Source organism: Bradyrhizobium sp. SSBR45G (assembly GCF_030159255.1).
Classification (GTDB): Bacteria; Pseudomonadota; Alphaproteobacteria; order Rhizobiales; family Xanthobacteraceae; genus Bradyrhizobium.
Window position 1 is genome coordinate 17557 of record NZ_BSCT01000061.1, and the last position, 11682, is coordinate 29238.

Sequence of the window (11682 nt, forward strand, 5' to 3'; positions counted from 1 at the left end):
GCTTGCATATACAACTAAGTTCGCGCGATCAATGGAGCGTCCCGCACAACCCCGTGATCGCGCGTGAGACGTGGCGCCGCAGATACGGGCGCGCTCAGATGCAGAGACCGATGAGCTTGATGTTGAGATGACAGTCCTTCGACGCGGGCGGCTTCGCGCCCCAGCGCGTCTGCGGCTTCGAGTCGGACCTGGCGTCGGACTTGGCATCAGGCCTGGCCTGCGCGACGGCCGGCTTGCCCTTGCTCTTGGGGCTGCCTTTCGGCCTGTCCGAATCGTAGTCGCCGGCGATCACCATCGCCCAATAGGTGCGCTTGCCGCTGGTCGTCTTCGCGCTGGCGATGCCGACCTTGGTGGCCTTGGGCAGCAGCAGGTTCTTGCGATGGCCGGCCGAGTTGATCCACTGGCCGAGCGTCTTGTCGAAATTGTCGTAGCCATAGGCGATGTTCTCGGCGGCGCGGCCGGCCTTCGACGGCGCGACGCGGCGGTTGAACGGGCCGAGCACCTCGTGGCTGAGATCGTCCTTCTCGGCCATCGCCCGCGCCTGCTCCATCGCGATGCGGTCGAGCGTGGCGTCGCGCGTGACGCGGCCCTCGCCGTTCTTGAGGCGGAACGCCGAGATCTGCTCCGCCGGTGCCGTGTCCTGGGCTGCGGCGGCCGGGATCATCAGCAGGGTGGCGAGCAGCATCGCACCAAGACCACGAAGCGTCGTCATGCGAGGTCCACCGCCGCGAGCGGATAGACGTCGATCGCCGGCTCCTCATAGGGATGCGCCGCGCGGATCGCGCTCAGCACGGTCCTGAGCCGCTCCCCGGAGCACACGGTCTCGATGCGCTCCTCCTCGACCGTCTCAAGCCGGCCCACGGCGCCGATGGCGGGATGGGCGCCGGCGAGCGGCCGAAACCGGCCGATGCCCCGCACGGTAAACGAACAGTTATCATAATTGCCGATACGCCCGGCGCCGGCCTCCCCCATCGCGCGGCGTATGGCCTCTCCGTCCGCCACGGGTACATAGACGACGATCTTGTAGGTCTGCATCGGGCTCGTGATCCGCCAAGACGATCACACGCGCGTTACCATCGCCGGCCGGATGGTGCAATTTGCGCCCGGTCACGCGCGGTCACAATCGCGCCAGCGCCAGCTCTAGGGCCTGATGACCAGCCATTCCGAAACGCGTCTTGTGCGCCGCAGCAAGTCCGCTACTTATCCGTCAGCTCGATTTTCCCCCCGTCATCGACATCACGGAAGGCCCCAGCTTTGGCTGACACCAGTGCCGACACCATCGAAATCGTCCGCCACCAGCCGATGGCCTTCACCGAGTTCGTGATCGTGATCGCGGCGATCATGGCGCTGAACCCGCTCGCCATGGACATGATGCTGCCGGCGCTGCCGGACATCGGATCGGCGTTCCACATCGGGGTCGCCAACCGGGTGCAGGCGGTGCTGACGGCCTTCGTGATCGGCTTCGGCTTCGGCCAGTTCGCGATCGGTCCGCTGTCGGACAGCTTCGGCCGCCGCCCGGTGCTGCTCGGCGGCATGGTGCTTTATGTCATCGCCAGCCTGCTCGCGATCGCCGCGCCGTCATTCGAGACGCTGCTGCTGGCACGCGTGCTGGAAGGCCTCGGCACCGCGGCGACGCGCGTGATCGCAACCTCGATCGTGCGCGACTGCTATGCCGGGCGCCGCATGGCCAGCGTGGTGTCGCTGGCGATGATGGTGTTCATCGCCATTCCCGTGGTCGCGCCGGCGTTCGGCCAGGCCGTGATGCTGCTGACGCAGTGGCGCGGCATCTTCGTCGTGCTGACCATCTACGGCATCGTCGCGCTGCTGTGGACGATCTTCCGCCTGCCGGAGACGCTGCCGGACAACGAGCGCAAGCCGTTCTCGGTGGCCTCGATCAGCGCCGCCTTCCGCGCCACGCTGACCAACCGCCAGACGCTGGGCTACGCGCTCGCCGCCAGCGGCATTTTCGGCGCCGTGCTGGCCTATGTCCTGTCGTCGCAGCAGCTGTTCACCGGCGTCTATCATCTCGGCCATTATTTTCCGCTGGCGTTCGCGGCGATCTCGGCCACCATCGCGGTGGCGGGCTTCCTCAATGCACGCCTGGTCGGCCGGCTCGGCATGCGCAAGATCTCGCACAGCGCGCTGATCGGCTGCGTCGCGATCGCGCTGGTCTGCTTCACGGCGGCGCTGCTCGGCGCCCTGCCGCTGTGGCTGTTCATGGTGCTGTCGGGCGCGATGATGTTCTCGTTCGGCCTGATGTTCGCGAACTTCACGGCGCTCGCCATGGAGCCGCAGCGCGCCAATGCCGGCACGGCCTCCTCGCTCTACGGCTCGATCACCACCCTGCTCGGCATGACCGCCGGCGCCGTGGTCGGCCAGGCCTTCGACGGCACGCCGCTGCCGTTCGCGACCGGCTTTCTCGCCTGCACCGCGACCGCGTTGGCGATCGTGCTGATCACCGAGAAGGGCCGGCTGTTCCACGGCGCGGCCAAGCCGGTCTAGACCCAAGCCGGTCTAGATGCACGGCCCCTGCCCGCGCTGCGGGCACAGCTTCAGCACGCTCGACAATGTCAGCAGCAGCCGCGCGCTGCGCGTCGAATTATCGGGCGCGCGGTAGCCGAGCGGCACGGCGACGCCGAGATCGGCGCGCCAGTCGTTGGGGAAGGTGAAGCGCATGCCTGCCCCCGCCGAGGTCAGCGCCACGCCATCGGACGGGCGAAAGCCGTCGTTCCAGGCAAGCCCCGCATCGAAGAAGCTGTAGAGCTGATAGCTCTTCAGATAGGCCCAGTCCGGCTTCTGCTCGAAGCGGACCTCGAACGTGCCGGCGATGCCGTTGTCGCCGCTGATCTGGGCGCTGCCATAGCCGCGGCCATAAGCGAGGCCGCCGAGATAGAATTGCTGCGAATTGTACAGCGGTCCCGAGGCGAGCTGGCCGGCGGCGGCGATCTTCAGCGACCACGCCTCCGACAAGGTCTGGTAGCGCGTGAACCAGCCATTGACCACGGAGAAGCTCGGCGCTGCGCCGACGCGCGACGCCATGACATCGCCGGCCGGGGTCGCGCCGAAGACGTTCAGCCCCTGCCTGTAGGCCAGCGTCAGATAGTTGTCGCCGCCGATATCATCCTTCCAGCGATAATCCCCGGTCAAGGTCAAGGTCCGGATGCGGTCGCGATACCAGATGCCGAACAGGTCGCGCTCGGTAACGTCGCTGAAGGCGGCGGCGAGCGTCAGGTTGAGGGATGCGCGCTGCGACTGGATCGGCGCGAAGCCGCCGCGCAGCTCGTATGTCTCGGTCACGGTGTTGTCGTTGAAGAGCCGCCTGACGTCACCCGGCCGCACCTCGCTGTAGAGCGCGGACGCGCCGATGTGAGCCCCATCGATGCCGACCGGCACGTCGTAGGACAGCCGCCCGAACGCGAGCTGGCGCGGGTCTGCGGGTGTCGTCGAGAGGTTGGCGGTGAGCGTGTCGCCCGGCAGCAGATAGGAGTTGAACGCCGCGGTGGCGTAGCTCTGCCAGGGGCCGACGGTCGAGGAGCCCAGATTGTCGACGCCAGCGAAGCCGTAGACGTGCCAGGTCTTGAGCTCGAGCACGAGGCGGAAATGGCCGGTGGTGCCGCCGATCTCCTCCAAGGTGGAGTCGACGAGGCGCACGCCGCCGCGGCTGTTGATCAGCAGCAACTGCCGTTCCAACGTCGCCAGCCGCGACGGCTGCTCGGCCAGCACGGGACCCAGCATCGGCCGGATGCCGAACTCCTCCGCGCCCTCGCCCTTCAGGCTCACCTCGGTGATCCCGCCCTCGATGACCTGGATCCGTACCCTTCCGTTGCTGATGTCCTGCGCCGGGACGATCGCCCGGCTGAGATGATAGCCGGCCGCGCGATACTGATCGCCGATCGCGGTCGCGATGGCGGCGAGATCGGCCTGCGACACCGGCTTGCCCAGATAGGGCTGATAGGCCGCCGCCAGCTGCTCGGCCGGCAGCGCTGATGCTCCCGTCAGGACAACGCCGCGCAGGGTGAACAAAGTCTTGCGGTCGCCGCCGCCGCTTTGCGTTTCGAACTGCGGCGCGCGCGGCCGCGGCGGCGCCGGCTGGGCGGAACGTGACTGCTCGTCGAAAACCTTCTCGGTCTGGCGCGGATCGAAGCTCGGCTGGCTGACCTGCTGCGCATGCGCGGCGCTGGCGAGCCCGATTGCAGACAGGCAGAGCGATGTCGCAACGGCGGTTCCTCGCAACGGCCGCAACGCCTGCCGTGCGGGCATACCGGCGCGCCGGCCCGCAGGACGCCCTACTCTCTCGATACGACAAGCACGCATGCTTCGTTTTTAGTTTGTTAAGGTCAATGAAGCGTAAATGCGTGAACAAAACTCGGTCACAACTCCTAAGGGTCTCTTGAAACATTTCGATTAGTTTCAAAGACGACCAACGACCCGAGTCGCTATCATGTCATTCAAGCGCCTGCTGATACTGATCGCGTGCCTGCTGGTCCCAACGCCCATGGCGTTTGCGGCCGACGGCGAGCCGTGGCTGGTGAGCAAATCATCCGGTGACGTCTGGGTCACGAGCCAGGGTGCAGCCCAGGTATCGCTCGGCCGCGAGGATGCGCTGAAGCCGGGCGACATGATCCGCACCGGTCCGAACGGGCGGGTGCGGCTGACGCGCGGCGCCGAGACCATCGTGATCGCGCCGAACTCGGAGGTCGGCCTGCCCGCCGCAGCCAAGGACGGCATGGCGACCACGATCCTGCAGCGCGCCGGCTCGATCCTGCTCGATGTCGAGAAGCGCAACGTCCAGCATTTCGAGGTCGAGACGCCCTATCTCGCCGCCGTCGTGAAGGGCACGCAGTTCAGCGTCACCATCAGCGGCCGCAACACCAAGGTCGAGGTCAGCCGCGGCCAGGTGCAGGTCTCCGACTTCAAGTCCGGACAGATCGCCCAGGTCATGCCCGGCCAGACGGCCACCACCCTCAACGCCGGCCGCTCGGGCCTCAGCCTGTCGGGCGCCGGCAGCTTCAGCCCGATCGAGCAGGGCCGCCCGCGTGCACCGACCATCGATCGCGTTCAGGTCCCACGCGACGGCCTGCATGCACCGCGCGAGGCCAAGGGCAGCGTGATCCACGCGCTGAACAGCAGCGCCCCTGCACTCCGCGCGGGCACATCGACAACCCCGTCACCGCGGCCCGCCGCAACGACCGCGGTCGCGGCCAAGCCGAACGTCGTGCGGATCTCGAGCTCGATCGGCGAGGTCAACCTCAACATCCAGAAGGCGACGCGCGGCCTTGCGCATGGCGCACACGCCGCGGCCGGTGGCAGCGGACGAAGCGCTGCATGGAACGACCCGCGCGGCAGCAACGGCAATTCGACCAGCAGTTCGGCGACCACCAACGGCACCTCCGGAGATTCTTCGGTCGCAGCTGCGGTCACGGCGGCGGTCGGCTCGCCGAGCGGATCCGCCGGCAATACCGGGACCACCAATGCCGGCAGCGGCAGCAATAGCAACAGTGGCAACGGCAATGGCAACAGCGGGAACGGCAACGGCAACAGTGGGAACGCCAACGGAAACAGCGGGAACGGCAGCGGCAATAGCGGGAACGGCAACGGAAACAGCGGCCATGGCAACAGCGGCAATGGCAACAGCGGCAACAGCGGCAACGGCAACAGCGGCAACGGCAACAGCGGGCACGGCAATGCCCACGCATATGGCCACGACAAGAACTGAGACGATGCGTCCCACGACACCGGACGTGATCGGCATCATGCGGTCGGAGCCGCGAGCGCGGATGAACGCTCTGCAGATGGGGACACACAGGTGAATGCGGCATCGTGGGCACGGGGCGTCGAGCCGGTCCGCGAACGTTCGGGAGGGGGCATGGTCAGGCGGTTCATGCCGCATATTCTGGTCGTCGTCGCACTGCTGACGGTCGGCCTGTCCGGCTGCTACGAGCTGCTCAGCCATGCGCTGGTCGATCTGCGCTTCCGGCTCGACAGCCGTCCCGCCAGCGGCGAGATCGCGGTGGTTGCGATCGACCCGCGCTCGATCGAAGCCATCGGCGTCTGGCCGTGGCCGCGCGCCACCCATGCCCGCCTGCTCGGGCAGCTGCAGCGCGCCGGCGTGACCGACGTCGCCTTCGACGTCGATTTCAGCGCGCCATCCGATCCCGCCTCCGACCAGGCCTTCGCCGAGGCGCTGCTGAACGCCAAGGGCTCGGTCGTGCTGCCGACCTTCAAGCAGCTCAACGCGATCGGAAAAGAATCCACCCTTCACGTCAACCAGCCGCTGCCGCAGTTCGAACGGCTGGCGTGGTCGGCGTTCGTGAACATCGTGGTGGCGCGCGACGGCCGGGTCCGAAGCTACGCCTTCGGCGACTTTCAGCAGGACGCGTTCCTGCAATCGATGGGCGCCTTTCTCGCCGGCAGCCATGCGACCCGGGACACGTCGTTCCTGATCGACTACGGCATCGACGCCTCGTCGCTGCCGCGGGTGTCCTATGTCGACGTGCTCAGCGGCGATGAGACGACGCTGGCCCGGCTCAAGGGCAAGCGGGTGATCGTCGGCGCCACGGCGATCGAGCTCGGCGATCACTACAGCGTTCCGAACAGCCGGGTGCTGCCCGGCGCCGTGCTGCAGGCGCTCGCGGCCGAATCCATCCTTCAGCACCGCACCTTCGTCATGACGTCGACCGCGACGATGGTGGCCGGCCTGCTCCTGATCGTGACCATCATGCTGGCGAGCTGGCGGCACCTCTCGGCGGCGCGGCGCAGCCTGCTGATCGCATGTCTCAGCATCAGCCTGGAGGCGGTCGCACTGCTGCTGCATCATCGCTATGCGTTGGTGCTCGACACCTCGCTGCTGCAGATCGCGCTCGTCGCCTATTTGATGGCCACCGCGCTCGACGAGATCGACTTCCGCGGCCTGCTGCGCAATGTCGCCGAGAGCCGGTTCGAGCGCATCGCGATGTCGATCGGCGACGGGCTGGTGTGCACCGATCAGGACAAGCGGATCACGGTGTGGAATCCGGGCGCGGTCGCGATCTTCGGCTATGGCGCCGACGAGATCATCGGCCAGCCGTTCGCACGCCTGCGTGCCGGTGACGGCGGCACCGACGATCTGTTCCCGCAGCAGGAAGCGGCGCTGCCGGCGACCCTGCTGCCCGGCGGCGCGACAACCGAGTTCGACGGCCGCCGCAAGGACGGCGAGGTGTTTCCGGTCGAGGCGAGCTTCTCCGCCTGGCACGGCGCCGACGGCCTGCAATATGGCGTGATCCTGCGCGACATCTCGGTGCGCAAGCGCGAGGCCGAGCGCATCCGTTACCTCGCCGAGCACGACACCGTCACAGGGTTGATCAACCGCGACACCCTGCAAACCAGGCTCGAAGCGCTGCTGCAAGACAAAGCTGACGGGTCGGACCAGGTCGTGCTGCTGGTGATCGGTCTCGACGGCTTCGAGGAGATCAACGACATGCTCGGCCACGCCCATGGCGATGGCATCCTGCGCGCCGCGGCCGAGCGGCTGACGGACGAGATCGGCGACGCCGGACTCATAGCTCATCTCAGCGGCGATGAGTTCGCCATCGCGATCGCCGGTTCGGCCCTCGGCGGCACCGTCGACGAATTCGCCATTCATCTCTCGCGCAGCTTCGACACGCCGCTCGACGCCGGCGGACGTCAGCAGCGCATCAAGCTCAGCGTCGGCGTCGCCGTTCACCCCGAAGCCGGACGCACCGCGGCCGAGCTCCTCAGCAACGGCCATCTCGCCTTCTCCAGGGCCAAGGCGGTCGGACGCGGCCGCCACGTGATGTTCGAGGATGCCATCCGCACCGACATCGAGGAGCGGCTGACGCTCGAGGCCGAGCTCGCGCTGGCCGTCGAACGCGGCGAGTTCGAGCTGTTCTATCAGCCGCAGGTGAACCTCATTGACGGCCGCGTGTTCGGGGCCGAGGCCCTGATCCGCTGGCACCACCCGACCCGCGGACTGCTGGCGCCGGGCGCCTTCATGCCGATCGTCAACACCTCGCTGCTGTCGGAAGCCGTCGCCAGCTGGGTCACCACGACCGCCTGCCGTCAGGCCCGCGCGTGGGAGCTCGCCGGACATGGCATCCGGGTCGGCATCAATCTCGCCGCGTCGCAATTCGAGGCGGGCGATCTCGCCGCCTTCGTCGCTCAACTCATCAAGGTCACCGGCCTTTCTCCCGATCTGCTCGAGCTGGAGGTGACCGAGGACATCCTGCTGCACGACGAGCCTGGCCTGCTCCAGACCTTCGGCCGGCTGCGGGCACTCGGCGTCGGCCTCGTGTTCGACGATTTCGGCACCGGCTATGCGAGCCTCACCTATCTCAAGAAGTTCCCGCTCGACGGCCTGAAGATCGACCGCTCCTTCGTCCGCGACCTGCTCACCCAGGCCGACGATGCCGCGATCGTCAGCTCGACGGTGAGCCTCAGCCGGCAGCTCGATCTTTCCGTCATCGCCGAGGGCATCGAGGACCAGGCCACCGCCGACTTCCTGCTGCGGCTCGGCTGCGAGCAGGGCCAGGGCTATCATTTCGGCAAGCCGATGCCGGCCGCGGAGTTCACGCAGCGGTTCCTGACGGTGGACGACGCGCGGCAGGCCGGCGCGGCGTGAAGGTGACGGCGGGGCGCGCGAGCGGAGGGCATCCTGCCTCGCGTGCGCGCCCGAGTTACATCGAACGCTCTCTCCTCCGTCATTCCGGGGCGCGCGCAGCGCGAGCCCGGAATCCATAACCACGACCGCCCCTGAGGAGACGAGACGCCCGCAACGGCGCGCTGCGCCAACCAATGACGGCCTGTGGCTATGGATTCCGGGCTCGCGCTGCGCGCGCCCCGGAATGACGAGAGGGCGTTTGCGCGGCGTCCCGCTTCAGCCTGCCCTCACCCGCCGCTCGTCTTCCCGCCCTTGCCTTCGGTCTCCAGTGCCTTGCGCACCGCCTTGAACTCTTCGCGCGCGGCCGGATCGACGCGGGGGAAATGCAGGTCGAGCCCTTCGAGCGCGGCCACGATGGTCGAGCCGATGACGACGCGGGCGAACCATTTGTGGTCGGCCGGCACGACGTGCCACGGCGCGAACGGCGTCGAGGTGTGGCGCACGATGTCCTGGTAGACCGCCTGGTAACGGTGCCACTTGGCGCGCTCGGTAATGTCGCCCATCGAGAACTTCCAGTTCTTCGCCGGCTGCTCCAGGCGGTCGAGAAAGCGCTCGCGCTGCTCCTCCTTGGAGATGTTGAGGAAGAACTTCAGGATCACGGTGCCATTGCGCGACAAATAACGCTCGAAGGCGGAGATGTCCTCGAAGCGCTCGTGCCAGATGGCCTTGGTCACGAGCCTGGGCGGCAGCTTCTCGGCTTGGAGGATCTCCGGATGCACGCGCGTGACCAGGCATTCCTCGTAATAGGAACGGTTGAAGATGCCGATGCGGCCGCGCTCCGGCAGCGCAATCGCGCTGCGCCACATGAAGTCGTGGTCGAGCTCCTTGGACGTCGGCTGCTTGAACGAGGTCACCTCGCAGCCCTGCGGATTGACGCCCTCGAAGATGCTCTTGATGGCGCTGTCCTTGCCCGAGGCGTCCATGCCCTGCAGCAGCACGAGCACCGACCAGCGGTCCTGCGCGTACAGCTTCTCCTGGAAGTCGGAGAGACGCTTGCGGTTCTGCTCGATGATCGCCTCGCCCTGCTCCTTGTCGAGGCCGCCCTTCACCTTGGTCTTGTGCGACTTGAGATGGAACTTGTGGCCGCCATCGATCCGGAACGGCGAGATGAACGGGTCGAGCTCGCGGGCAAGCGGACGCGCTGTCTTGCTCATGAGGACGTCTCTCCGGCGCTGAACTGCGTTTCGAGGAAGGCGGTGACGAAGCGCGGCATCGCCGCGGTCAGGTCGCCCCTGCTTCGAACCAGCCGGACGCCTGCGAGTTCCGGTTCGTCCTGCGCGGCGAGATTGGCTTCGATGCGGCGCTGCAGGACCTCGCCGGTCTCGGCGGCATCGAGCACGCGCATCAACGCGATCGACGCGCCCGTCACGACGCAGTCCCAATGCGCCGACGCGCGATAGTCCGCCGGCGTCAGCCCGGTCTCCTCCTCGACCTCGCGCGCGACATTGGCCGCGAGATCGAGCACGTTCCCGCTGACGTCGGCGAGATCCGGCGTGCCGGCGGGGAAATACAGGCGGCCGGCATTGGCCGTATGCGCGCCCATCTCGCCGAGGATGAAGGCGCCGTCGGCAGCCCGCAGCGCGCCCATGCCGAAGCCGTTGAACACCGCGCGGTCCGGATAGCCCCAGTCGCGCCACGCCAGCAGGCTGGCGAAATCCGTCTCGAAATAACTGGCCGAAAACTGCCCGTCGTCGAAGCGGGCATCGCGGCCGAGCAGGATGCGGCCGTTCCACAACGCCGGCTTCTCGCGCTGCTTGTCAGCGAAATGCGCCGCGACCTCATCGCGGCGCTGGTTCGCGAACGGCCAGTCCCAGCGCTCGACCTTGAGGTCGAGCGCGGTGACGCGGTGGATGACGACGTCCGCCATCCCTCTACTTCGTGCTCGTGCCGGTGGTGCCCTTCGCCTGCTCGACGAACTTGTTGGTGAAGGTCTTGCTGACGTCGATATTGGCCTTGGCGACATCGGGCGAGCCGGTCGAGAACACCGCGAGCACCGCGTCGGCGCCCTTCGGATCCATCTTGCCGGTCTGCGAGTACATCGGAATGGTGTTCTTCAGCGCGGCCAGATACAGCGCCTTGTCCTTGCCGACCAGTTCCTCCGGCATCTTGGCCATGATCTCCTCCGGCGTATGCGCATGGATCCAGGCCAGCGTCGCCACGATCGCATTGGTCAGCGCCTGCGTCTCCTTCTCATGGCCGGCGATCCAGGCCACGGTCGAATACAGCGCGCCGCCGGGGTATTCGCCGCCGAACACCTCCAGCGTGTCGTGCTGGGTGCGGGTGTCAGAGAGGATCTTGAGGTCCGGATAGCTGCCCTGCAGCACCGTCACCGAGGGATCGAGCATCACGGCCGCGTCGATCTGGCCCTGCTGCATGGCCGCGACCGCGGTGGCGCCGAGGCCGACGCCGATCACCGCCGTCGACGTGGGATCGACGCCGTTCTTCTTCAGCATGTACTTCAGGAAGAAATCGGTCGACGAGCCCGGCGCGCTGACGCCGACCTTCTTGCCGGCGAGATCCTTGATCGAGTTGATCTCCTTGTTGTGCGACGGCGCGACGACCAGCACCAAGCCCGGGTAGCGGTCATAGACGACGAAGGACTGCATCTCCTGCTTCTTGGCCGCGAGATTGACGCAGTGGTCGAAATAGCCGGAGACCACGTCGGCGCTGCCGCCGAGCACGGCCTTGAGCGCGTCCGAGCCGCCCTTGAGATCGACCAGCTCGACCTCGAGCCCGGCCTTCTCATACTCGCCAAGCTGCTTCGCCAGCACCGTCGGCAGATAGCACAGACAGGCTCCGCCACCGATCGCGATCGTGACCTTGCTCGCAGCGCTCGCCAGCCCCGTGCTCAACGTCAGCGCCAGCAGCGCGCCGGTGACCCGGCCGATGATCTTGTTCATTGATTTCCTCCGTTCGTGTTGTTGGTTAGACTAGGCCGCCATCGTGTGAATGAGAAGGCCGCCGCAAACACCGCCGTCGTCCCGGGCTTGACCCCATAGGCGCTAAAATAGACTTGCGGCGAAGAA

9 protein-coding genes are annotated in these 11682 nt (G+C 67.1%); 3 read left to right on the plus strand and 6 right to left on the minus strand.

Annotated features, from left to right (window positions below):
* Positions 1 to 94 precede the first annotated feature (94 nt).
* Positions 95 to 712: a CAP domain-containing protein gene (locus QQL87_RS36200; protein ID WP_284423877.1), complete on the minus strand. Its 618-nt coding sequence runs from the start codon at positions 710 to 712 to the stop codon at positions 95 to 97.
* Entirely contained in the window at positions 709 to 1035 is a 327-nt protein-coding gene (locus QQL87_RS36205) for a YqfO family protein (RefSeq protein WP_284423876.1), read from the minus strand. The genes QQL87_RS36200 and QQL87_RS36205 overlap by 4 nt, the downstream gene beginning before the upstream one ends.
* Before the next feature lie 219 nt (positions 1036 to 1254).
* Here QQL87_RS36205 and QQL87_RS36210 point away from each other — a divergent pair, with 219 nt between their 5' ends.
* A complete protein-coding gene (locus tag QQL87_RS36210) occupies positions 1255 to 2502 on the plus strand; it encodes a multidrug effflux MFS transporter (protein WP_284423875.1) in 1248 nt (415 codons plus the stop codon).
* A 12-nt stretch (positions 2503 to 2514) separates the two neighbouring features.
* Here the strand turns inward: QQL87_RS36210 and QQL87_RS36215 are convergent, their stop codons facing one another.
* The gene (locus QQL87_RS36215; RefSeq protein WP_284423874.1) at positions 2515 to 4260 is read right to left on the minus strand and encodes a ShlB/FhaC/HecB family hemolysin secretion/activation protein; all 1746 of its coding nucleotides are present in this window, start codon (positions 4258 to 4260) and stop codon (positions 2515 to 2517) included.
* A gap of 181 nt (positions 4261 to 4441) precedes the next feature.
* Here QQL87_RS36215 and QQL87_RS36220 point away from each other — a divergent pair, with 181 nt between their 5' ends.
* Positions 4442 to 5716: a FecR domain-containing protein gene (locus QQL87_RS36220; protein WP_284423873.1), complete on the plus strand. Its 1275-nt coding sequence runs from the start codon at positions 4442 to 4444 to the stop codon at positions 5714 to 5716.
* A gap of 150 nt (positions 5717 to 5866) precedes the next feature.
* Complete coding sequence (locus QQL87_RS36225; RefSeq protein ID WP_284423872.1) at positions 5867 to 8617, plus strand: EAL domain-containing protein; 2751 nt, start codon at positions 5867 to 5869, stop codon at positions 8615 to 8617.
* Positions 8618 to 8883: 266 nt separating this feature from the next.
* On the opposite strand, the gene QQL87_RS36230 is transcribed toward QQL87_RS36225, so the two are convergent.
* The 3 genes from QQL87_RS36230 to QQL87_RS36240 are packed head-to-tail and all read right to left on the minus strand — an operon-like array spanning position 8884 to position 11556.
* On the minus strand, positions 8884 to 9810 hold the full coding sequence (locus QQL87_RS36230) for a polyphosphate kinase 2 family protein (protein WP_284423871.1): 927 nt from the start codon (positions 9808 to 9810) through the stop codon (positions 8884 to 8886).
* Positions 9807 to 10523 (minus strand): NUDIX hydrolase, encoded by a 717-nt coding sequence (locus QQL87_RS36235; RefSeq protein WP_284423870.1) that lies wholly within the window; start codon positions 10521 to 10523, stop codon positions 9807 to 9809. The genes QQL87_RS36230 and QQL87_RS36235 overlap by 4 nt, the downstream gene beginning before the upstream one ends.
* 4 nt (positions 10524 to 10527) lie before the next feature.
* On the minus strand, positions 10528 to 11556 hold the full coding sequence (locus tag QQL87_RS36240; RefSeq protein ID WP_284423869.1) for an ABC transporter substrate-binding protein: 1029 nt from the start codon (positions 11554 to 11556) through the stop codon (positions 10528 to 10530).
* Positions 11557 to 11682 lie beyond the last annotated feature (126 nt).

Coding starts and splice junctions, on each gene's coding strand:
- QQL87_RS36200 (WP_284423877.1), bottom strand. CDS start 712: ATGACGACGCTTCGTGGTCTTGGTGCGATGCTGCTCGCCACCCTGCTG.
- QQL87_RS36205 (WP_284423876.1), bottom strand. CDS start 1,035: ATGCAGACCTACAAGATCGTCGTCTATGTACCCGTGGCGGACGGAGAG.
- QQL87_RS36215 (WP_284423874.1), bottom strand. CDS start 4,260: ATGCCCGCACGGCAGGCGTTGCGGCCGTTGCGAGGAACCGCCGTTGCG.
- QQL87_RS36220 (WP_284423873.1), top strand. CDS start 4,442: ATGTCATTCAAGCGCCTGCTGATACTGATCGCGTGCCTGCTGGTCCCA.
- QQL87_RS36225 (WP_284423872.1), top strand. CDS start 5,867: ATGGTCAGGCGGTTCATGCCGCATATTCTGGTCGTCGTCGCACTGCTG.
- QQL87_RS36230 (WP_284423871.1), bottom strand. CDS start 9,810: ATGAGCAAGACAGCGCGTCCGCTTGCCCGCGAGCTCGACCCGTTCATC.
- QQL87_RS36235 (WP_284423870.1), bottom strand. CDS start 10,523: ATGGCGGACGTCGTCATCCACCGCGTCACCGCGCTCGACCTCAAGGTC.
- QQL87_RS36240 (WP_284423869.1), bottom strand. CDS start 11,556: ATGAACAAGATCATCGGCCGGGTCACCGGCGCGCTGCTGGCGCTGACG.